This window comes from Paenibacillus sp. VCA1 (assembly GCF_031583795.1).
GTDB classification, from domain to species: domain Bacteria; phylum Bacillota; class Bacilli; order Paenibacillales; family Paenibacillaceae; genus Paenibacillus_AQ; species Paenibacillus_AQ albilobatus.
The window spans coordinates 159,092-182,325 of record NZ_JAVLSX010000011.1 but is presented as its reverse complement, the minus strand read 5'-3'; the positions used below and the strand labels follow the sequence as shown (position 1 = coordinate 182,325).

Genomic DNA, 23,234 nt, shown 5'->3' with positions numbered 1-23,234 from the left:
GAATGAAGCAAATCAGACAACGTTATACAGAAAAAACAAGTCAATCATGGTGGTATCTGACCATAATTTACCTGTTTGTAAACACTATCTGTAATACTTGATACATCTTTCTTGGAAAGGGATTCGATCATCGAACAGCAATTCTTCTTGCAGTAATTTTGTTATGTTCTCTAACTTTGCAATGAATAGCGCATAAAAGTCGCTCGAATTTGGATATGAAAATAGTCCATACCCCTTTGATGACAGTATTTTGTTAGCCTCTCTGATCTTATCAGGTAGAAATTCATAGTCATACGCTGCTAATTGCTCTAGTTCTTCCTTTGCTGCTAATTCAATGTGATGGGCAAATTCATAGTCCAGAATAAAATTAACGATCTCTTGATACTGCTCACCTTTATAGTCAACGTATAAAAACTGTTTCGTCTTCAGTCCAAATTTTAATAGGTCTTCGTGTAGGTCATAACTTCCTTCATCCTTCAAAAACTGTTCCAGATCCTTGTTATCAGGGAATATGAGCTGTGCTATTTCTTGATCTTGCATACTTTGACCCCTCCCTTTATTGAAACAACTTTCCATGCTGGTTAGGAATATATCCGGGATAGTTCTTACGATAAAATTGATCGATCATCTGAAGCGCGGGATCCTCTTCAGGGTATGGCTCAGGGTCTCCAAACGCCATTTTCGATTCGGGTGTATTCATTAAAAAATCATCGAAGTGTTCAGGAACCGGCAGACCCAACTTTCTTCTAACATGAATCAAGAACAAAATTTCAAATGGATAAAATCCGTATCTGAAGTCACCAAATTCCCCCAGCTGACCGATTTCAGAAGCTAATGCAGAATGATACTCGGACATTTTCGAAATCAAATGCTCTATTTCCAGCAGATCACCAGTGGACCACCGTTCAAGCGCCTCATCATAAACGTCGAGATCATCAGGGATTGAGCCGCATCGCAGTCCATCTTCCTTAAACTTGTTTTTTACGGCCAGATGCAATTTTTTATTTGTCCCCATGATGGTTTTATTTCTATACTGTAGGTACAATTCAAGCAAAAACCAGACATGCCTGTTCTCTTCATTAGCATCCATTAAATGTCCATCGAAGTGATGAGCCATAAAATCATATAATATATTTTCTTCTTTCTCCCACCCATACATTGCAAAATGAACTAATGTGATAACGACTTCTCTAAATGTATATCCCAAGATCATCTCAGGATACTTGATTGTGTAGAGATCCTGCCCCATGCATTGGTAAAATACGACCTTCTGCATGTTCTTTAATCCTGCTGGATTGTTTCCACCGTTGATCAATACATCGTGTTTCCATTGTGACAAGTAATATGAGAAAATTTTGCTTAAATTTATTAATAGTACGTGATCTCTCTCTATATCATTTTGCTCAACGATTTTCTCAATCTTGCTTCTACTGATACTATACTTATTTTTAACATCTTCAAATTTGATCCCATCCACAAAATTTTGGCTATATCTTTTAAAAGCCATTTCTAATTTTTTTGAGTTTAGCATGATTTCCTCCCAACAGTTTGTTACTCATACTGCGGACAGCATGTGGTTGCCCTAAATCGTTGATTTTTGCTATATACAACCTCCGATATGGCCATGCTCACCAAAACTTCACTGCCCTCTGTTTCCGATCTGCGACAGAAACTAACTTTTTCGGATTTGTTACCTAAATTAAAAAGCGATAACTGGATCGCCAATTACCGCTTTTCAATGTTAATCAATTGTGGGTTCAAATGTTACGATAATTTTATTATTGATGATAGTTTTAAAGTTGGAATATTTCCTCATTATATTATGACCATACGCACTTACAGGTTCACTCCCAATAATTATAAGGGTTCTTACCAATCACACGAAATCAACAATAGGATAATTAATTTTATGTATCTCAAACATGGTCGCAGGAACTAGAGTATCCTCAATATTTACATGAACTTCATTACGAATAGCTAGTTTTGCTAGTCCTAAAACGGGTATACTTAATAACTCCTGTGGAGTATCTCCATAATCATATTTCAAATTCTTATGACACTCTAACATAAAATTCAACCCATTGTTGACTTGATCGATGTCTTTTCGAACTATTCCATCTAACACCACACCATAGCCTGTATAAAGCTTCATATTTTTTTTACTTTCAAGTTTTTTTAACTTTTCCACATAAACAATAGCGTTTTCAGTATCATTAAGTAGAATATGCTTTAGAGCGTATCCAGTTGAATGGTGAAGTACATGATCTTCTTTTTCTTCCTGCATTCTTCCGCCAAATAAAGTTGCTAATGAATTCGTTAGTTCCTCACTATCACTAATTAACGCCATTAATAGTCTTGTATACTTATCTGTAGTTACATAATCACCAGATATATTATTTTCCTTATTGTCGTATTTTTGATAAATAACCTCTTGCATTTTCCCTGCTAAATAAAAGTTTTGTTTGGATTTTATAAAGTCTCCATTCAAGATGATCTCACCAATAGCAATATCTTGAAATCCATCAGCAAGCAATTCGTAATAGTAGCCAGCATTTAATGGTAGACCGTGATCTCTATATCTTTGAATACGCTCATTCGTATCTTCAATAGTTTCATTAAATATTTCAGGGAAATAGTGAAGGTATTTAGTATTGTTCTTCATATTTATCCTCCGATACGGTTATGCGGAAACAGAAAGGGTAGTACTGGATTTCTCCATTTAATTACCCTTCCTTCGATTACCTTGTCTATAACGTAACAATAATTTTATTTTCAATAATAGTTCTAAAATTTGAGTAATTCCTCATCATATTATTACCGTATACACTCACAGCCTCATTCCCCTGTATCATACTCTCATAATTATCTTTGAATACATTTTGTTCGTACTCGCTCAAACTCGCGTAATATCTTATGGTCGCTTCTTCTGCTAATTCACGCGACCCATTATCTAACACAAATCCAATATCAATTATATAACCATTTTCGGGGTAGAACCCTTGCACAACAACTTCTTTCACGAAGTTGTCCAAATCATTCATACACTTATCTACAATTGGCATGAATATACTGTCTAACCAGTTGGTGAATTCACTAACCGCCTGGTTCCAGTCTTTCTCATTTGCTATATTCCAATGTAAATTTCCGCTTGGAATATTACATTTGTGGGTACTGATATGAAAGATTTTATTTTTAGATTTTAGCGGAATAATGGCACATTCCCCATAAAACACGACAGTTTTATCAGAAATATTATTCCAACTTGTATAGAAAAACACCTTATACATGAATTTTTTATCTTTTTTAGTCATCCAATGACTTGACTTAGCATATTTCCAACCATCGTCCTTATATTTCTCAGCTACTAAAGCACATACATTATCAAATGCCTCACTCGCCTTCATAATTTACACCTCATATATATGTCCATTGGGTTCATTAACTCTAAAGACAATCTGCAAATCCTGTGTGCTCACCTTAAAAATTTCTAATAATTTTTTACAATTTTCAGTTGGTTTATGCTTAAATCGTAAATCGAATAAAATTCATCTACTGACTTTAAATCTGGATAAGGCCTCTCAGAAATTACTATAATCATCGGGGCAAACCGTCAGATAGTTGCGACGTAAAATCTACTTTGTTCCGTTAACTATAATAATCCTGCCTTTTCTGTTACGATGTCTTGGACAGCTTATCTATCGGGGTGGCTATTCACAAATCGCGTTTATTTTGAAAAAAACGTAAGAAAACACAGCTAAAAAACAGGTCAATTATGATAGTATCTGACCATAATTGACCTGTAACTTACTAGCTTATTCAGGGTATAATCTTCAAGCTTTCTTTGTGAGTACAAAAACAAAATGACGAAATCTTTATACGGGAATTACATGGTTTTATGTTTTATAGGCCAAATGATGGGTAAATTCTGTACTGAGTAGCTCCCGCTTTTACCCCATCATTATCGGTTATTGTACATCAACAATCATGTTGCTAAAATTGACTGTCTTCAGGCATTTCTGTATCCTCAATCCATTCAATTTTATCTGTTCTTTCTCCCGTTTCACAAAATTCCTCGATTGCTAGCCATGCTTTTTCAACTGGTAAAAACAAACCAATTGATGCATATAGTTCATCTGAGTATTCTGCTGTCTCCTCGCCCAAATTCTCCGAGTCTTGCAAGGAAAGCCATGTTTCATACGATTTCTCATTTTTTCTCTTATCGATGTACTGCAAATAAACCCTGTAGTCATCGTTTGGCAGGATTAGAAGTTGTCTAGTACACCTTTCATCATCATACCAGCTAATTATTCCACCACCATGACCTTCATGCCAATAATCAGGAAACTCTTCCACTACATGTGTCTTTAATTCGAGAAGATCATGCAAAACAATCTCAGAACCATTAGGTGCTTGATAGATTACTCTATTCATATTATTTCCTCCTATTATTAGAAATTGAATATCGTACCATCTTTAGATATTATATTGATATTTTTTAAATTTAAAAATTCCTTAACCAGCGGAAATCCACCTTGGCATATCCCACAGGTTAACCTATCAACATAGATAACTACCTCATCACCTAAGTTGCCACCCGATTTCTTCCAAGCCCTCATCAATGAGTGTGCCTCAGCGTGCGTCAGTACTTGTGTCAATCCCTGACCATAACGTTTCCCCTCGAAGTATCCTTTTTCCTGCATAGACTTTAAAAATTCTCTTCCTAGGTTTTTAGATTCATCACTAATAGCAGAAGAATTAATACCAAAAACTTTTTTACCATTAACTTCTGTAAAAGCTATAGTTCCTAGTCCATCACCTTTAGACGGGATTCTATCGCCAAGAGGCTGATTTGGTAGCTAAATTAAAAAGCGATAACTGGATTCGACCAATTACCGCAGAAATGTTCATCAAATTGATAGTCGTTTTTATAATTCCGTTTCTTTATATTTTCTTCAAAACACTCTCCAAAACTCCGTGATCAAACTGAGCTCCAACTATTATTGCACCTTTCCAATCGACATCATCGAGTTTCGTATTTTTAAAGTTAACCCCTGAAAAATCCCCATTACAAAGAATTGCTCCAGTTAAATTTGCTCCTTCAAAATTAGCAAATTTAGCATTGACACCTGCTAAATTTGCTTCAATAAAATCTGAACCAATAAAATTACTTTTTGTAAGAATCGCACTGCTCATATCAGCATTATCAAAAAAGCTCTTTTCTGCATAAAGCGCATGTAGATTGGCTTTACGAAATGAAGATCCTATAAACGTTGTTCCAGATAAATTGCCATTGATAAGTTCAACATTATCAAAGCAAGTTTCAATACAGGTACTGATTTTAATTTGAGTGTTGTTCATCTGCGACTTACTAAAGTTAGCTGCACTCAGTACACAATCTGCGATGTCAGCATGGCTAATATTACAACTTTCAAAATTGGCTGATAAGAATTCACAATCTCTAAAAGAAACTCCCATTAAAATACTTGCTTTAAAATTTGCTTCATTTGCAAATAAACGGTCTGCAACAATATTGGATAGATCAGCAAAGGAGAGATCAACACCATTGATCTTTAAATAATCTATTTCCTCATTATTATATTGAGCTTGACTAAGTAGGATTAATGCTCGTTCTCTGTTAATTAATTCATTTTCCATCCTGTAGTCTCCCAACAATAATATTATTTTTTATTTAAATAGTTGATCCAAGAAATATTAGGATTAAAGGTTACTCCCATTTGATCTTCGTCAAAACTTGGTATAGCCATAACTTTGGGTGAATCTAAATAATTCATTAGAGCAACCCACTTTTCCAAGAATGACTCTAAATCAACTTCCCATGGGTTATCCGACACATCAATTCGTATCCCCCCCCAACTAAGCTCCGTTACAACACCAGTTGCATTCATCAAAAAATCTTTACCAAATAACTCTAATATGTGACCACCGAAATAAGTTCTGGTCCCCAATCCCAAAGGACCATTAGGCAAAAAACGAACGGGTATAGGTTGAGAACATAGATTTAACCATATGTGTAAACGCTCCAACTCAGATTTCCATGGATAGGTTGGAGAATAGGAGATATGGGTCACTCCCCAACGTGGTTTAACAATTTCTGCGATTTGATCTGATAATTGGAAAAATAATGACCAAAATTTTTGAGGCATAGTTTTATTAAAATCAAAGTCTAAAAAAGAGCGTGAGTTTGTAAAAATATTAAATTTGCCGGAATATTTAATATTTGAAGTACGATGGAGATATACCTCTGAAACCTTTCGTTCTAAAAGGGACTTTTCTAGAATTTCATTACGGTTATAATCTAAACGAATCAACTCACTATTTCCCCATTGTTGAGGGACTAGTTTTGAATTAGATTCAAACACCTTCAATAAACTGCTAAGCGCTTCCTCATTATCTAAAGGTTCTGTTGGGTACATACTTATAGAAAAGTAATTTGGCGCATTGCTTTCAATCATTCACTTATCCCGCCTAAATATTTAATGACTGTCCGTTGGTCCCAACCTTCGAATGCAGTACATGGTGGTTCTCGTCGGTATTTGGACTGCTCACGGTCGATTTACAGATGAGGCTTGACCTTTTTCCCTTGACATCCAGCACTTCGCCGTTGATCGTGATTCCGATGAGTTTTTGGTTATGGATCCGGTTTTTTCTTGTCACTCCGCATTCTTTTAAAAGAATTCTATAGTTCTGCTAATAACCTTCGTAATTTCGGCAAAATTTATAAGATAGTATTTTACTAATTTGCAAAATAGGTAACTCTCTCAATTTTCTCACCCTTCTATTACACGAAATCAACAATAGGATAATTAATTTATGTGTTTCCAAAATAATAGTAGGAACTTAGAGTATCCTCAATTCTCACATTAATTTCATTACGTTAGTTGCAATTAAATTATATTTGCCCGGTTTATCTTTTTACACACTATCAATAATTCTAAGTACGCACATTATTGCAATCATATTTGAAAAAAACGCAAGGCAAGAAAGCAAAGGTAACAATCGCATATCCTGCTCTGGAAAGCTGCTTGTTCAAATTTTCAAATTCTCTGTCTGGTACCGTAATATTTACCATATTCATCAACGACAATATTACTAGACTCTGGTTTAGATGGTACAGTATTCTCGTTCCCTCAGCCTTTGGCTTCGGCGGATCCAGACCACGAACGGCATTCTCCGCAGCCTCCTGCTCAAGCTCCTTCCATATACAAAAAACTCATTCCTACACATTTTGAATGTGGGGATGAGCTTTAGAATGTGTTCAAAATTTAAGTACCAAATTCCGAACTAAAATATATATCCACTTAAAACATTTTATTACAATTCTCTTAAAACTTTTTCCAGCACTCCTTCATCAAACCTTGCCCCAATTATATTTGCACCTGTCCAAATTACGCCATCCAATTTAGAACTAATGAAGTTCGCTCCCTCGAAATCTCCATTAGTAAGATTTGCACCACTTAGATCGACATCCTTAAAAGAAGCGTACTTTGCCTTTACATCTGTTAGAATTGCATTTCTAAATGTACTTCCATTAAAAATGGTATCATATAAATCTCCGTTGGTTAAATCAACCTGATCAAAACATGCTTTCTCGCAAAAACTAATTTTAATTTTAGCAAATCTCATAGTTGACTTATTGAAGTTTACATCTTTAAAAAAACAGTCTGCAATATCGATATTATCCAAATTACAATTCCTCATGTCAGCTGAACTAAAGTCAGAATCACGAAGGGAGGCATTGATAAAGGAAGACGCTCTTAATTTTGCGTCAATAGCTGTCATTCGATCAGCCATTAGTTCAGAAAATTCTGAAAATGTAAGATCTTTACCAGAGATATCTATTGATTCGACTATACTCTTTTCTCTTATGGAAAATGAAATTTTAGAAAGTATTTCATCTCCTTCTCCTCTTTGATTAGCCATGCAATCCCCCCCTTTGTCTCGATAATTGTAATTGTTTTAAATATCTTTCCCATGCTTTATTTGGATTAAACGAGACTGATCTTTTACTTTTACTAAAACTAGGTATAGCAAAAACATCGTATTGTTTCATGTGGTCCATTACAATAGTCCAACGATCAAGTAATTCATTAGCATCTGCCTCCCAAGGCTTTGCCACAAGATCAATTCGAATCCCCCCCCAGTCCATTTCTGTCACTTTGGCAGGGAAATTTTCAAAAACCTCTTTATTAAATAAATTCAATATATCGCCACTAAAGTAAGTTCGAGTTCCCATTCCCAGTGGACCACACGGTCCAAAGGTTACCGGAGCCGGTTGCGAGCAAAAGTTCATCCATTTTTGCAAACGATCACGTTCAGACTGCCACGGTGTAGGAACTGGCCAAAAGCCATGAGTGATACCATATCGTGGTTTAATAACGTTCGCAATTTCATCTGAAAGTTTAAAGATTTCAGGCCACAGTTTTTTAGGAGGGTTTTTAAAATCAAAACCAAAATAAGTTCTAAAACTTGAAATCAAATCGAATCTTCCCGAATACTCTATTGAATGATTTCTCTGTAGATATAACTCTGAAAACTTCGGTTGTTGTGAAAGTATCTTTTCCATAATCTCATTACGATCATAGTCAACTTTTACTGTTTCACTGTTTCCCCATAAAGTTGGCTCGAAATATTCATTTGTTTCAAAAACATTCAGTATACTGTTTATTAAATCTATATTCATTAAATCAACACTTGGAAACATGGAAATACCGAAGAATTTAGGATACACAGTCATTGTTTAAAAACACCTCCAACAGATTCATAAATCCTCCCAGAAGCCTTCTCCAGTTTCTCTATCGATTACCCATTTATGAGTTACTTTACCAGTAGAAGGATCAGTATAATATATTTCACTGCCACTAGACAAAGGTGCGCTTGGTCTTGGTTTAGGAGGAACGCCATATAGATCGGGATTATCACTTGACATTGTAACTATATGACGTCCATTTTCAACCCTTTCTGCCATTTCTTTTTCCGCGCGCATCTGTGAATCGTTGTAAATAACTTGATTTCCCTCACCTGTGAGGTGCTTATGATCGTGTACAATATCTATTTCCTTATTCTCGTTTCGTCCAATACTATCAGGTCGGGTTACATGTTCCTTCGCTAGAAGTAAATGTTACAACCTTATCTGTATTGTTATCTTCAAGTTCACGTCCCAAATGTTTCGCCAAAGACTCCCTCCCTTGCTTTTCTTCTTCACTTCCACGGCCTGAATTATTTTTTAATCTCTCATTTGCAATGTCCCAATCTTCGCGACTTCTCGGTACATCACCACTAGCTTCTTTTCTTGCACAGTACCGCTCGTATCTTAAATCATTAGCAGCTTTCGAATCGATCCGGGAGTAAATTTCCATACTTTTCAAATACTTCCAATAAATGATTCAAGGTTTCTTCTTGTTGTAGTGATACTGACGGAAACATGGAGATTGCAAAGATAGTCGGTAATTTTGTTTTAGTCATACTATCTAATCCTCCTAATTTAGACTCAGGGCTAAAAGTTATAGTTCAGACCAAGCTTGACCTTTTCGCCCTTGATATCCAGTACTTCGTCGTTGATCCGTGATGCCGATGAGTTTTTGGTTATGTATCCGGTTTTGTCAAATGACTTCTTTACGGGCCAATCGGTACATGTATAAAAAATCCCCTTGGGTCATGGCGGCTTTCACTTCGCCGATGACCATCGTTTTGTCCCGAAAACGCACTTCATCCCCTTATTCACAAAAATAAGAGCTTTATCCACCTAATAATTCATGGTGGATAAAGCTTTAGTAAAGTTAAAGCAGTTCAAGACGACTTACAATGGTTTTCTAGCATCTTTCTTGTCACTTGGCGTTCATTTAAAAGAATTCGTAGTCACATATCTTGCTCTGAAAGCTAGCTTGTTCAAATTCTCTTTCTGGTACCGTAATTAGAACATATGAGTCGCTATCCCATTCGGCACTGGGTAGGTCCCTCCATATAAAAGTTATCATAATAACCAAATTAAATTGAACCAAGTAGTTGGATCACTCAATATTCCCCATGAATTCAGTTATCAAATAGATATGCTCTTTCAACTTCACTCTTTTTAAATTTTCAACTTTTTCTGTCCCCCCTAACCCAAGAAGAGGAACATAACCGAAGCATTCATCAAAAGAAGGTGTTTCATATTTTCTTATTGCATCTGGATAAGGAAACCAATCAAGAGCATTTTCTAAGTAATAATCATCAAAGATATCATTAAAAAAGAACTTGAAATTTTTTGCCACTACGTTCACTTCATGTTTTCTATAATTAAGCGACAATAAATACCCATCTTCCCAAACTAAAATATCGCCCATAGCTGTAGTGAATAATGGAATGGCCATTTGATATCTATTATAAGTATCTTTTAATATTTCTTGAAAATCGTCGGGATTTATAATCCTGAGATAACCATTATTAGTACTACCAAATCCATGATATTCCCACACTTCAACCACTTGGGCGGGTACATCTTCCCTGTATTTTTCAATAACACTCATGGGGACTTTTTCTTCAAGCATAAAATCATTAATAATTTTTTTCATGCTCCATGCTCCTTTATTTACTCTGTTAGTTTGATATTCAAGTAGGTGGACTTTCTTTCTTCTTCTGTCATATTTTTAGCTATGTCCCTAATCTTTTTATCCAATTCACCTATATTATTTTTCCACTGTGAGCCAAGTGAAGAATTGACCCTGGAATCACCCAATCCGTCAATTTTTTCTGGATAACCGCCAGCAATTTGGTCAGGGTTATGCAGTGCTGCCTTATCCTTTATCCACTCTTTAGCTTTTTGTTCTGCCTCTTGATACGATAAACCTTCTTCGCGAAGTTCATCAATTTTATCTTGGAGTGCTTTCTTCCTAGCTAATTTTTGTGCGGCGTCTCCTTCCAAGGCCCTACCATCTTCAAGTACCTATCTCTATTCGCAATAAACTCATCTACAGTTAACTCGTTAATTCCCTCTTCTTGTGCTTTTAATTGCCTTTTAAATTCCTCAAAATCATGTTTTTTATTTTGTTTAAATTTAACCTCTATTTCTTCAATCCTAGGTGCATTAACTGAAGTTTTCTTAACATCACCCGCCCCCCCAGAAGGTTTCTTATCTGTAGTTACATAATTACAAGGTATATTATTTTCCTTATTGTCGTATTTTTGATAAATAACCTCTTGCATTTTCCCTGCCAAATAAAAGTTTTGTTTGGATTTTATAAAGTCTCCCTTCAAGATGATCTCACCAATAGCAATATCTTGAAATCCATCAGCAAGCAATTCGTAATAGTAGCCAGCATTTAATGGTAGACCGTGATCTCTATATCTTTGAATACGCTCATTCGTATCTTCAATAGTTTCATTAAATATTTCAGGGAAATAGTGAAAGTATTTAGTATTGTTCTTCATATTTATCCTCCGATACGGTAGGGCTACAACATTTTTATCGGCAAAACATTGGACAATTGATAAATGTGTGGATCAAATTCCTTTACATTGGTCCTACCGACGCAGGTGTATTCTACAGTTATAGCTAAATAAAAACTCCAGATAATAAAAACAGGTCAGACATGGTAACTTACCATAATCGACCTGTATAGCGCTCAGGTTATAAAATTAAGCATTAATGTGCGCAAAACCGAAATGCGAATTTCTTATATGGGTATTTGCATGGGTTACATGTTATATTTGAATGATAGATTAATCCGAATAAACTCGATTAGATTATCCCCCCCCCCCCCGCCGTCATACCATTGGATGATATTCTGATTCGGTTCAATCATAGCAGGGTCATGAATAATTTGCCTAGCTTCGTTATCTCCCGCCCGCTTAATGGACGGTGCATGGTGCACTGAGTGGCTTACTTTGCTACTAAATAACAATATCCTGGTATCCTACATCAATCACCTCTTCATTCAATAAACGAAGTCCCAGTCCATTTTCCTGGTCCCATGTGCAATTAAAAAGTATACCAATATCTCGACCTTCTCTTATATCTCCATATGGAACCACGATTCCATCTAGAACAATCATCTCAAGAATTTGGTCGGCTGTTTCGACTAAGGGATAATTTTCATTCAAAGCGATATCGTAACCCAGTTCATGTCGCTTTTGTTGATAATATTTTAAAATTGGTTCAAGGAAATTTTCATGTAATTGCTCCCAACTCTTCATTAAAGCTTGGTATGCCGCGTACTGTTCTTCATCAAATTTTCCATCTTCTTCGCCATCAATCATTAATGTAATCTCAGTTTCTCTTCCGAAAAAAAGAATAGTGGTATCCTTAGACCAGCTATAGTTATACTCTAGATCACCAAAGATTGGATCATTCTTTTTCATTTTATGATCTCCTTTTGTTTATTGGCAAAACCTCCAGGTTCAAATGCCCCTGCATTAATCTCTCCAACACCGCCAAGATGTCCAAACGTACTGTTTATATTTGTTGGCACAAGTTGCATTGTTTTTACGTCATTTAATTCATGCCATGTTAAGTTGTTTTTTTCACGATAAATCTTTATATCCCTGGCACTAATTTTACCAGACTCCATTCCGAATTGGCGTGCTAATTCAGGAGAATTATTGAGTTGCTCAGCCAATTTTGAATCTGATTGAATGAAATTTTCCCTTCTAGCTTTTCCTCCATAAGTTCCTTTTCCGCCTAGCATATAGTCGATTTCTACTTGCGCTTTTGCTACAGGTGAAAAGTCAGGTACAGCATTTTTATATTGTATACCATCAATGCCAGCCTCATCTAATACTTTTTGTACTTCAGGATCAGGTGGCGGCTTAATAGTACACTTAGATTCGCCCCTAATTCCTTCAAAACCAACTTTTGGATTTTCAGGTGCAGGTGTTTGATTAAGTCTTGCTTCATAAGAACTGGCAAATTTAGTTTGCTTGAAGGCTGGCGGAGTATCATCAATCTTACCCAGAGGTTTCCCCCCTGCTCCAGCCCTAGCCTCAGCTTCAGCCATGGCCTGTCTATAATTCAACTGTCTATCATTTAGTTTTGGTTCAGGCGTCGGCTCAACCTTTGACAAGCTAAAACTTCCACCAGGTCCATCCGCAAAGGCCATTGGTCTTTCAAAACGCGAAGCCAAGGTGCTTCCTGCCTCTGCCAATCTTTTACGTTGCTCATTAAATTGCTTTTCTGCCTTTTTGGCTCCGTTACTTATCCAAGCAGCCGCTTGTTTGGAGCCTTCTCCGGGCTTTGGCTCCTTGCTTGATAGCCCCTCCTGTTGCCTTGACGCCTTGGGCAATCGTGTTTCCAACAGCCTTGGTTCCTTGTTTAATGGCTCTTCCGGTCGCCTTCGCAATCCGGGAATCCAGCACGCCCGCAGTCACGGCACCTATTCCTGCATCCATGACCAGCGTCTTGAAGCTGAATCCGTTTCCTTCCATGCCTTGGCGGATGACGCTTTCAAAGGCATTGGTCGCTGCACCCATGCCCATTTTGCCGCCGATCGTGGCCATGGTTCCAAACGGGGCAAATACCGCCCCCGATATCGCTCCTATGGTCGACTCTCGGAACGCCGACATCATATAGTCGCCCATATCGCTGACTTCGCCGCGCATCACGTCCGATACCGCCATGCTGGCCACGGCCGCGGTACCTGATATGGCCGCCCCCGCGGCAACGGCGCCAATGACAACCGCTCCCGCGCCTAATGTCGCGACGCACAAAACCGCCACGGCGGTTACTGCAGCGACTACCGCCAGTCCGGCAAGCACGTTTTTAAACAACTTCCCCCACTTGAACTTCGGCTTAGGTTCCGGTTGCGGCGGCGTCCATGTCGCGGGCTCATCGTCATATTTCGGATAGCTTGTCCGGTCGGATCCGTTTTTGTTGATCTGGTCACCCAGGAAATGGTATTCGCTTTCGATGGTAAATCCGCTCAGCTTGCTCAGCTTTTTGGCTACGATGAGGTTCGGTGCCTTGATGACGATCTTTTTCGGGGTGTACAGCGAAATATCCTGCCCTGCATTGATACTCAGCTTCTTATGGCTGGTCAGCGTCACGCCCGTATCGTCATCGAAGGTAATCTTCAGCGGCTCGGGGCTTCCGCTTGCGATGTTAATCGCGGTCGGCGTCATTTCGAGCTCGCTTCCGTGCTCCGTTCCAAAATACCGGTTGTTCGGATTGCCTGTTTTCTGGCAGCTGTCCCCGTTGGTCCGCACGCAGCCGATTCGTTAATTAAACTGCCACCATCAAATCACAAACCATCGCTCCTGACTTCAATCGATTCATTCTGCGCATCCTTCGGATGACTATTTAGGGCATAAAAAAAGGCTTACTCCTACCCATTTTTCAAGTGGAAATAAGCCTTTTCGAAGTTTATTTGTCAGTTGAACGATCTTATCGTTAGGGTTATAAACCAAATCTACACAAAACTTTTGCCATACCCCATTGGGTAGCTGCTCTATGTTACAGGATTTTAGATAATGATTTTCCGTCAAACTTATTACCCCATCCTCTATTTTCCTCGATAGAAAAACTCAAGAAGGGATCAAGACTCGGTAAGGGAAATTTGTTTTCTATCATGAATTTAATAATTCTATCCAAAGATTTCAGACTGCTTTCACCATATCCTTCGATTACAGTATAAGCATGACTGATACCAAGTTCATAGATATTACGTATCAAAATATCTATTGATTTATCAACATTTTGATATAAGTTATATAAATATATGAACTCCTCTTTACTCAGCCGCTCAAACTCTTCCTCCTCATAAGTTTTAAATTCCAGTAAATTCTCAGGAATTAATTCAACTACTATATCATTCCAGTCATCTAAATACTGTATGCTTGTAAAATCCCATAAGTAGTTTAAAATGAACTTCCAATCATTAAGATCATATTTTAAGGCTATAAGTGCGTTCTCAAAACAGCTAATTCCATATGCAACTCTACCTCTAAATGAAATATTTTTAAATTTTTCCATATTCATTGTCCTCCTTTTAACCATCCTGTTAGTGCATCAGCAACATTTCCTTTAAACGTAAACGTACAGTTTTCACAAGCTATTTTTGCAACTCCAAACTCATTTGAAGTTGTTTTAATGGTGTATAAATACAAATCACCCATATTAGCACCATTATTAAGAGCTTGATTCACTGCGTCTACTTCTGCACAATTTCCTATAGCGTAGTCATTAAGAGAAGCTTTTGGCAATATCCCTGCTTGGTCTTTGCTTCCAAATAACATAGGGTTTTTTACATCTCCACTAAGCTGCACACCTTTATTCATTCCATAATAATATTTTCCTGTTCCTGCGTCATAAGCTACTGAAGCTGTATTAAAATTATCCAATTTTCTTTTTGAAGGAGCTAGATTTTTCTGCATTTTGGACCATTCATTAACAGCATCATTTAATTCTTTATCAGAAGGTAATTTAGGTTCAACTGTCGCCCTAGCCCTACTCTCTTCAACATTTTTGTAGAATAGAGTATCATCAAATTCATCAATAGGCCGGTCCACTCCCGGACCACCTTTGCTCTTTTGGCTCTTTGAAGAATCAGGTTTAGGACCAGTATACGGATCATATGTCTTACCCTTTTGAAATGCCCTCGACAAAAATTTCGATACCGGGCCGCTGAGGGCTGAAAATGCTCCGGCGAATAATCCTCCGGTCATTCCTGCGTTTAGTGCACCGCTTAAAGTAGGCGTGCGGCCGTTGATTAACTCTGTCGTTGTATAATCCGTATATCCACCGGCAAATCCAATCCCTACTCCGGTTGCCAGTTGGGCCGTTACTTGGCTTGTTGTTGCAGGCATCAGCGATGAAGTCAATGACCCTCCGAACGGGCCGAAGATCGCGCCGCTTATGGCTCCTACTCCCCCACCTATAAGGGCGCTTTTTAAGTAGTCCCAACCACTGCTCATTTCTCCCCGTGCAATATCACTGGCAGCCGTGCTTGCAACAGCTCCAATAGCCCCACATGCTGCTCCAAAAGCTGCTGCAGCCAATACTGCTCCTGCACCAAATGTCGCTACGGAAACGGCTACTAAAGCAACGACCGCTACGGCAGCGGCTACAATTCCAAACAATTTCCCCCACTTGAACTTCGGCTTAGGTTCCGGTTGCGGCGGCGTCCATGTCGCGGGCTCGTCATCATATTTCGGATAGCTTGTCCGGTCGGATCCGTTTTTGTTGATCTGGTCTCCGAGGAAGTGGTATTCGCTTTCGATCGTAAATCCGCTCAGCTTGCTCAGCTTTTTGGCTACGATGAGGTTCGGCGCCTTGATGACGATCTTTTTCGGGGTGTACAGCGAAATATCCTGCCCTGCATTGATACTCAGCTTCTTATGGCTGGTCAACGTCACACCCGTCTCGTCATCGAAGGTGATCTTCAGCGGCTCGGGGCTTCCGCTTGCGATGTTAATCGCGGTCGGCGTCATTTCGAGCTCGCTTCCGTGCTCCGTTCCAAAATACCGGTTGTTCGGGTTCCCTGTTTTCTGGCAGCTGTCCCCGTTGGTCCGCACGCAGCCGGTAACTTTCGCTTTGCCCCCGGCGTCGTCTGGAAAATACAAGCTGGCGTTGGTCCCAACCTTCGGCATGCAGTACATGACGTTTCCCGTCGGTGGGGCGAACGGAAACCAATATGCTGCAGACTTGGACTGTTCCTTGTCGATATCTAGATGCAGTTTTACTTTCTCGCCCTTGACATCCAGAACTTCCCCGTTAATTGTGATGCCGATGAGTTTTTGGTTATGTATCCGGTTCTGTCGAATGCCTTCTTTACGGGCCAATCGGTATGTGTATAAAAAATCCCCTTGGGTCATGGCAGCTTTCACTTCGCCGATGACCATCGTTTTGTCCCGAAACCGTACTTCATCCCCGATGCTGTATCGCGTCCCGCTGCGAATCTCATAATTGAAAAAATCGGTGTGATGCAGCCCGGACGATGCTTCGCCTGCCTGCCGGTAGGCCATCAGGTTTTTGCTTGCCGTATACGGTATGTTTTCGGGCAGCTGGATGCGGTTTCCTTTCGGAACGCCGATATATATTCTTGGCTTTGCTTCCAATATATCACTTATGATCACGGTTTGAAAATGGCTTGCGATCCGTTTCAGCAGCTCCCAATCGGTCTCGTCATACTGCACGATCGGCTCGCCGATTCGCTCTTCTTTTCCAACGAGATGAATAACGTCCGAACCGTCGTAAGAGCTTAAGACTTGCTTTACCAAAGCTCCGTACGTCATGTTGGGATCCTGGAAGGAACGCCTCTTCTTCCGTACATCCAGCAAAGACGTGCCCGAACTTGCTTCAATTTCGAGCTGGTATACGCCGCTGCGGTGAATCGTCCTCACGCTGGAAATGATCCCTCGAAAGATCGTATGTTCACCGGTCGTTCCTTGTTCAAGGACCTGAATGGCGTCATCGGCGGTTGCCTTCAGCACGGCATTTGTTTGATCCTTCTCGTCCACAAGCCCGCGTACGATCAGCTTCCCATGCTCGTTTGGCGCCCAATTCAGCTCGACGTCCTCAATGCTTTTCAACCGGTAAGGGGATACGATCCTTAATTGCTCGTAACCTATCACTGCCCGTCAGCCTCCGTTCGCATAATCTCTCATGCTGTCCGCTACCCTCCGCTTATGCTCGTTTATTTTAAAATCACTTCGGACCCGCTACTCTTCCTGCTGCCCATTGCTGGCGAATTTGATTGTGCCGCCCAAAGCGCAATACAATTCCGATTCGGTCGTCAGAGCGGCCTGTCCGTCTACTTTGACCTTCGTTTTGGTTTTGGACCAGGATGAGCCGAGCAATTTCGGCAGGCAAGGTTTGCCTTGAATTTGCTGGCCGTCCATCGAGATCAGATAGATCGTTTCTCCGCTCTCATTACTCGGATGAGTGCAAATTCCGAACTTCGAAATGTTGACTTCCGGTACGCAATCGAGTTCATTCATCATCGGTTTGCCGTTGACGTACGAGCCGTGACTTTCAGGCAAATTCAGCTTTCTTGAATGCGACCCGCAATCGCAAAAGATGTCGGCTCCCCGCACGACGTAAAACTGCTTGTCCATGCTCTCCAGGCTCCTTTCAAAATTCCGTTATAATCCCCCATTCCGTGTCTCATTCCATCGCTGCCCGTTTCAGGCGGATCCCCGTCAAATCCCGGCGCAGCAAGCTTTCCGCCACGTCCAAACGGACGATGATCAGCGGCTGCTCGCTTTCCTGCACTCGAAAAATGCGTTTGCCCGCCACTTTTTCTTTTTGTAAAACCGCTTTTTTAATCACACTGCGATCCAAATTGAATTCGCTATTCGGACTTAACGCTTCGACTTCATCAAAAATCGGCAGGTAATACAGATGCTGCTTGCCGTGTGCAAGGTCCATCAGCGGAATGTGCTTGAATATGCACGCCGGTTCGTACATCTCGATGACGGGCCTGAAACGCTCCGACACCAAAAAAAGCTGGCTGGCCAGCAAATCCAAATAGTCCGCATCGGCGTCCGCCTTCACATGAAAAATCGTCGTATCCGCCAGATGGTGGGCGCGCAGCCGGTTCATGTGCCGGATATCGATTTTTTGCCGGAGATCTTGCAACACGGGAATATTCGTATACCGCTCATCCTGCTGCAGAATAAAATAGTCCATCATTCTCCCCCCGCTTCATCCCCGCCGCCCCCGGCCTGGAACAAAATCTCGCTCTGATCCCTGAATTCTCCCGCCAAAATGCAAAGCGTCGGCTTTTTGCCCATTCGCAGAAACCCCTCGCCTTCCAGGATTGAAGGCACCAGTCCCCGCATGAATTCAATCGCAAACAGATGGTATCTGTACGCTTCGATTTGCAAAATCCGCTCCACGTCCATGGCGGAGATTTTACGCGCGTAGTTCGATTTCACGTTGTCAAGCGCAGCGATTCTCTGAAATAACGGATCGAATATAAAATCGGCCTGCCACTGCACGGCACACTCCGAGGGATCGAGAAACCAGCGTTCGTCCAAAACATCAATCCGATAAACGGCCTGATGTTCCATGATACTCGTCCTCAATAAAGACAGATAGATATACTGGATATCCCCCTTAAGCTGCTGCTCCTGAAGATGGACGGCCTGCATGCAGGCCGTGTCCACCGCTTTTAAAAACCCTGCCTCGATTTCCGCCTGATTCTTTTCATAATGCTCGCCCATCGCCGCAAGATCCTCCTGCCAGCGCTCGAGCACATATTTTTCAAGAAAATCCCCTAACGCCGCATCCCGATCCATGACAGAACTCATTCGATATTCACCCGGCCTCCGCTCATGGTCACCTCGTCCTCGATCCGCATCGAGGCGCCGCCTTGCACCAGTTCTACGCCCGTATCGCCTTGAATCATGATTTTGGCCCCGCCGGTAATTTCGATGTCTTCCATCGCGGATAAGGAGATTTTTTTGTCGCTGTTGATTTCAATCCCCCCGTCATCGGTGAGCTTCATTAACAACTGGCCGCCGCCGATGATTTCGACGGAACCGGGTTTAAACACGATCTGTTTCCCGTATTTCGTGCTGATGCTTTTGACCGACGGGTCGCTGCGTTTTTGCGGATCCGCCGATTCCTTATCGACGGAGCTGGCGGCAAAGGCGTGTTTTTCCTGTTCATCCGGAAAATATAAACGGACTTCATCGCCAACCTCCGGCATGCAGTACCACCCGCTTCCATCCGGCGAGGAATACACGGTCGAATATGGGAACCACATCGCTTCATGTACGGGCTGATCCTGGTCGATGCTTAAGCCCAGCTTGACTTTGTCCTTGGCCACATCCAGTATTTTCCCGAACAGCGAGGTTCCGGCCAGCTCATAGCGGTACTGCACCGGGCACATCAAACCTTTGCGGTCTTTCAGCTCATACTGATGAATCAAGAGGTCATGCTCCAGCTTCGTCTCCACCCTGCTCACGTACATGGTGCTTCGTTGAAATTTCACCGCGCTTCCGAGTTCCAGCCATTGATGGCTTGTGACGGAATAGCTGATGCTGTTGTGCTCATGGATGCCGTCCACGCCGTTTTCCGATTTCGTCTTATACTCTTTCAGGTTTTTGTGGATCGTATAATTGTGTTCGCGCAGCTCACGGGGTTCGCCCAGGTCAGGAATACCGATAAAAAATTTCACGCCTTCGCCTGAACTCATCGGAATGAGGGGCGCATGGAAGTGGGAAGCCAGACGTTTAATGAAGGCCCAGTCCGTTTCCTGGTATTGAACGATCAGCCCTCCGATGTTTTTGCCGTGCGAAGCTTCATCGATCATATCCGATTTGGGGTAACTCGCCATCACCCGTTTGAACAACTGGCTATACGGCATATGCTCGTTTTGGAATGATCGGCTTTCCTTGCGAAAATCCATGGTGATCGTGGAACTATGAGCTTCGATTGTCATCGTTCTGACATCGCGTACGGCTTGGACGGACATGTTGGTAATGACGCCTTGAAACAAGGTGATTACCTTGTCTTTATCGCGCACCGTGACCCGAATCGTATCGTCGGCTTCGACCTGTTCCACATATTTGTCCAGCATTTCTTCGGACACGACCCCGCTGATCGAAAGCTTGACGTGCTCTCCCACCTGCTTGACCAGACGCAAATCCGTAATCCGTTCAAAACGATAATGGGATACCGAAATGTCCGCAGATGAATAGATGGTTTGGCTCATGCCTGATCCTCCTTCTCTTCCTGAATGACCGTGACGGTTCGAATGACCTGGTACGCAATGTCCCTCCAATCGGCATATTCCTCATAACGGCAGCAGAAGGTTCCCATCAAAATTCGGCCTTCCAGCTCCAAAAAGTACATGATATTAAATAGGGAACCGTCAAACACGATGCTTTTGAATTCAAAAAAGCCGATCGGCTTGCCGTTCACCACTTCAACCCCGCTCTCGTAAAACACGTGGGAAGGATTGGACTTTTGGATCATCATTTTCATGCCGCTGGTCAGCTCTTCAACCATTTCGTCCTGAAGCTCATGGTCGATCCGGTTGAACGTGAAGTTGGTGCTGCCTGACGCGTCGCTTTGAATAATTTCCGGCCGCTGCTCATAGGGGTATTTCACGGAACGCGCCTGCTGCGGCATCTCTTCAAAATCCTTCGGCAGAAATACCTTCAGCTTGTCCTCGTAGAAGGCTTGCTCCGTAAATTCGAAGTACCTGCCGCCGATTTTGACAGGTCCGTCGCAAATCGAATTCGGGCTCATGGCTTGCTCCGCTTCGTTAAGAAATTGCGCAATTTTCTCATCCATAAATGACATTGCGGTCTCCTCCTCTGCCGTTTTGCAGATTTAATCCACTATCATCCTCTGGCTTGCGCCCAGGCCCATCCCCATCCGGCTGCTGCCGCGGGCATGTTCGAGTATCCGGGCTAAATACTTATGTATTTCCACGTTGCTGTAATCTTTGTAGGCGATGCCGAGACGTCTTGCGATGTAATGCAAAATAACGTCCCGGCTGACGGTGCCTTCGTTCAGGCACATCATGGCGAACACCATGTCCTGCGGATCGGCGCCTCCCCTCCCCAGCATTTCCTCCGCAAAACGCCGCATGATGACAGGGGACAAGGTGCTTTTGCCAAAGGACGCGATGCTTACATGCAGCACATTGACGGTGTTATATTCGGTGGCCATGTCCTGAAAATTTTGATAGTCCTGGCGCAGCCTTGCGCCGTCCTTCAGCTTGAAGCGGCAAAGCTCCATTTCGGAGGAGCGCGTCTCCAGCTGTTGATCCAGCACAATCTCGCTGCGGAACTCTTGCCAATCGCTGTCCTCCCGGCCCTCCTGAAAACGGATTTTGACCGCGCTCTCCCGTCCCGTTGCCATATACGAAAGGGCCGCCGGCTGTTTCATGATGTATATTCGGCCTTGGTGCTTGACGATCCCGGGTGCAACGGTCAGCGAATCCGTCCTAACCGAGATGCCCGCCCCCGTCACGATGCCGTCCGTATAATCCCGGTAATAGACGTCGGTAAATTCACGCGGGAAATCCCGCAAATTTTCCAGCATCGCCGTTTTTAAGATCCGGCCTTTGTTGAATTTCGGTGCGATATGGGTGAACAATGGCATCCCTCCTCTCAGGCCTTGACCCTCATCCTTCAAAATTCGATACAGAAAACAATCTTTTATCCTTGAGAGTTTGGCAACATCCCGCCATTTGAACTGCCGCTAAAACCGAATGGGTCGAAGCCCGTCAAGTCTCTTTGATGATTCATTTCTAAATCTCGCTTGTTGACGACATAGGTTTTGGCGATCAGGTCATGCAGTGCCTGCTTCCGTTTGGTGAAACCTGCCATCATATACCCTATAAAAACAGTGAGTACAGAAAGGTACTTGCTCCAAAACCTGCCGGTTGCCCGGAGGAAGGAGATCCTCTGATGGTTCTGATCTATGACTATGACCCCAAGAGCCATCTTCCCTAAAGTCGCCTGCCATTTGGATGCTTCCATAAAGGCGTAATACAAATATCGTATTAAGAAAATCCTCCATATCGGTAAATTAAGATGACGTATGAATTCAAATAGTCCAGCCCATTCATACTTACCAGTGATCTCGATATACTTCAGAAATGCAAAATTTATAAGTATCCCAAACAAGTTCATCAGAATCAAAATAATGATAATGGCGATCTCGTCCAATAGACTGGAAACCCATCGGCACCAAAAGCCTGCATACACGTTTTCATTCATCCTTCCTCGGTTCTATAAATTTCATATCCTAATAACTTTCAAAATCCGCCTTCCTTTTCGCCAAAGCCACGTTTGCCTGAGTGCAGCTTTGATCTCCGATCCGGGCGCTCAGCAGCGATATCAATTCGGCGATTCCGGTCATGTGTTCAGAAAGGCGGATCGTTCCCCGAGGACTTTTCAAAATGAACTGTCCTCCGAAAAACCGGGTATGCTCCACGCTTGTAATCTCTTCATATTTCAGCATTCGTCTGCCATTCCAACGTCTCACCTTGATGGAGGACTCCCCTGCCTCTGCTTTAAAGCTCAAAACACCCGGCAAGAATAAAGTGAAGCCGACAGCGATTACAGCCAACAAATAGACGAGCTGTTCCTCATCAGGCGAACTTTCGGTCATTAGCGACATCACAAGCGCTAACCAACCTGCAAGGCATCCGCCAATGACAAGAACGATCCAAAGTACCGGTTTCTTAAAAACCAACTCGCCCGAAGCACCCCGTTTTGCCGGTTTAAAAGGTGTTCCCAAAATTTTTTTGACCAAGATCGTCATTAAACGCCAATTCATG

25 protein-coding genes and 1 pseudogene are annotated in these 23,234 nt (G+C 41.7%); all 26 read right to left on the bottom strand.

Annotated features, from left to right (window positions below; all coding sequences use genetic code 11):
- Positions 1–84: 84 nt before the first annotated feature.
- Positions 85–540, bottom strand: a complete 456-nt coding sequence (locus tag RJP21_RS23855; RefSeq protein ID WP_310861525.1) for a DUF6630 family protein — start codon at positions 538–540, stop codon at positions 85–87.
- 16 nt (positions 541–556) lie between these two features.
- Positions 557–1,531, bottom strand: coding sequence for a hypothetical protein (locus tag RJP21_RS23850; protein ID WP_310861524.1), 975 nt, complete (start codon positions 1,529–1,531; stop codon positions 557–559).
- 345 nt (positions 1,532–1,876) lie between these two features.
- A complete protein-coding gene (locus RJP21_RS23845; RefSeq protein WP_310861523.1) occupies positions 1,877–2,662 on the bottom strand; it encodes an Imm49 family immunity protein in 786 nt (261 codons plus the stop codon).
- Positions 2,663–2,747: 85 nt separating this feature from the next.
- Positions 2,748–3,404 (bottom strand): hypothetical protein, encoded by a 657-nt coding sequence (locus RJP21_RS23840; protein ID WP_310861522.1) that lies wholly within the window; start codon positions 3,402–3,404, stop codon positions 2,748–2,750.
- A 586-nt stretch (positions 3,405–3,990) separates the two neighbouring features.
- On the bottom strand, positions 3,991–4,431 hold the full coding sequence (locus RJP21_RS23835) for a hypothetical protein (protein ID WP_310861521.1): 441 nt from the start codon (positions 4,429–4,431) through the stop codon (positions 3,991–3,993).
- Between the two features lie 17 nt (positions 4,432–4,448).
- Positions 4,449–4,829 (bottom strand): deaminase, encoded by a 381-nt coding sequence (locus tag RJP21_RS23830; protein ID WP_310861546.1) that lies wholly within the window; start codon positions 4,827–4,829, stop codon positions 4,449–4,451.
- 112 nt (positions 4,830–4,941) lie between these two features.
- Positions 4,942–5,655, bottom strand: a complete 714-nt coding sequence (locus RJP21_RS23825) for a pentapeptide repeat-containing protein (protein WP_310861520.1) — start codon at positions 5,653–5,655, stop codon at positions 4,942–4,944.
- Positions 5,656–5,678: 23 nt separating this feature from the next.
- Positions 5,679–6,473 carry a hypothetical protein gene (locus RJP21_RS23820; RefSeq protein WP_310861519.1) on the bottom strand — a complete coding sequence of 265 codons (795 nt, stop codon included), beginning with the start codon at positions 6,471–6,473 and terminating at the stop codon, positions 5,679–5,681.
- 859 nt (positions 6,474–7,332) lie between these two features.
- Positions 7,333–7,941, bottom strand: a complete 609-nt coding sequence (locus RJP21_RS23815; protein ID WP_310861518.1) for a pentapeptide repeat-containing protein — start codon at positions 7,939–7,941, stop codon at positions 7,333–7,335.
- Positions 7,934–8,755: a hypothetical protein gene (locus RJP21_RS23810; RefSeq protein ID WP_310861517.1), complete on the bottom strand. Its 822-nt coding sequence runs from the start codon at positions 8,753–8,755 to the stop codon at positions 7,934–7,936. The genes RJP21_RS23815 and RJP21_RS23810 overlap by 8 nt, the downstream gene beginning before the upstream one ends.
- Positions 8,756–9,101: 346 nt before the next feature.
- A complete protein-coding gene (locus RJP21_RS23805) occupies positions 9,102–9,377 on the bottom strand; it encodes a hypothetical protein (protein ID WP_310861516.1) in 276 nt (91 codons plus the stop codon).
- 651 nt (positions 9,378–10,028) lie between these two features.
- Entirely contained in the window at positions 10,029–10,571 is a 543-nt protein-coding gene (locus tag RJP21_RS23800) for a T6SS immunity protein Tdi1 domain-containing protein (protein WP_310861515.1), read from the bottom strand.
- A 17-nt stretch (positions 10,572–10,588) separates the two neighbouring features.
- A pseudogene (locus RJP21_RS23795) lies at positions 10,589–11,202 on the bottom strand (polymorphic toxin type 15 domain-containing protein).
- A 687-nt stretch (positions 11,203–11,889) separates the two neighbouring features.
- Positions 11,890–12,357 carry a DUF6985 domain-containing protein gene (locus RJP21_RS23790; protein WP_310861514.1) on the bottom strand — a complete coding sequence of 156 codons (468 nt, stop codon included), beginning with the start codon at positions 12,355–12,357 and terminating at the stop codon, positions 11,890–11,892.
- The gene (locus RJP21_RS23785; RefSeq protein ID WP_310861545.1) at positions 12,354–12,992 is read right to left on the bottom strand and encodes an HNH endonuclease; all 639 of its coding nucleotides are present in this window, start codon (positions 12,990–12,992) and stop codon (positions 12,354–12,356) included. Before RJP21_RS23785 ends, RJP21_RS23790 begins: the two co-directional genes overlap by 4 nt.
- Before the next feature lie 193 nt (positions 12,993–13,185).
- Entirely contained in the window at positions 13,186–14,196 is a 1,011-nt protein-coding gene (locus tag RJP21_RS23780; protein ID WP_310861513.1) for a hypothetical protein, read from the bottom strand.
- 247 nt (positions 14,197–14,443) lie between these two features.
- Positions 14,444–14,962, bottom strand: a complete 519-nt coding sequence (locus RJP21_RS23775; RefSeq protein WP_310861512.1) for a hypothetical protein — start codon at positions 14,960–14,962, stop codon at positions 14,444–14,446.
- A gap of 2 nt (positions 14,963–14,964) precedes the next feature.
- Positions 14,965–17,562 carry a contractile injection system protein, VgrG/Pvc8 family gene (locus tag RJP21_RS23770; protein WP_310861511.1) on the bottom strand — a complete coding sequence of 866 codons (2,598 nt, stop codon included), beginning with the start codon at positions 17,560–17,562 and terminating at the stop codon, positions 14,965–14,967.
- Between the two features lie 87 nt (positions 17,563–17,649).
- Positions 17,650–18,045, bottom strand: coding sequence for a DUF4280 domain-containing protein (locus tag RJP21_RS23765; RefSeq protein ID WP_310861510.1), 396 nt, complete (start codon positions 18,043–18,045; stop codon positions 17,650–17,652).
- A gap of 49 nt (positions 18,046–18,094) precedes the next feature.
- Complete coding sequence (locus RJP21_RS23760) at positions 18,095–18,619, bottom strand: imm11 family protein (protein ID WP_310861509.1); 525 nt, start codon at positions 18,617–18,619, stop codon at positions 18,095–18,097.
- Positions 18,619–19,242, bottom strand: a complete 624-nt coding sequence (locus tag RJP21_RS23755; protein ID WP_310861508.1) for a hypothetical protein — start codon at positions 19,240–19,242, stop codon at positions 18,619–18,621. The genes RJP21_RS23760 and RJP21_RS23755 overlap by 1 nt, the downstream gene beginning before the upstream one ends.
- The gene (locus tag RJP21_RS23750) at positions 19,239–20,651 is read right to left on the bottom strand and encodes a contractile injection system protein, VgrG/Pvc8 family (protein ID WP_310861507.1); all 1,413 of its coding nucleotides are present in this window, start codon (positions 20,649–20,651) and stop codon (positions 19,239–19,241) included. The genes RJP21_RS23755 and RJP21_RS23750 overlap by 4 nt, the downstream gene beginning before the upstream one ends.
- Entirely contained in the window at positions 20,648–21,244 is a 597-nt protein-coding gene (locus RJP21_RS23745; protein ID WP_310861506.1) for a hypothetical protein, read from the bottom strand. The genes RJP21_RS23750 and RJP21_RS23745 overlap by 4 nt, the downstream gene beginning before the upstream one ends.
- A 30-nt stretch (positions 21,245–21,274) precedes the next feature.
- Positions 21,275–22,045 (bottom strand): DNA and RNA helicase, encoded by a 771-nt coding sequence (locus RJP21_RS23740; RefSeq protein WP_397386267.1) that lies wholly within the window; start codon positions 22,043–22,045, stop codon positions 21,275–21,277.
- A 62-nt stretch (positions 22,046–22,107) separates the two neighbouring features.
- Positions 22,108–22,671 (bottom strand): RDD family protein, encoded by a 564-nt coding sequence (locus RJP21_RS23735; protein WP_310861504.1) that lies wholly within the window; start codon positions 22,669–22,671, stop codon positions 22,108–22,110.
- A gap of 28 nt (positions 22,672–22,699) precedes the next feature.
- Entirely contained in the window at positions 22,700–23,233 is a 534-nt protein-coding gene (locus RJP21_RS23730) for a hypothetical protein (RefSeq protein ID WP_310861503.1), read from the bottom strand.
- Position 23,234: the final 1 nt, after the last annotated feature.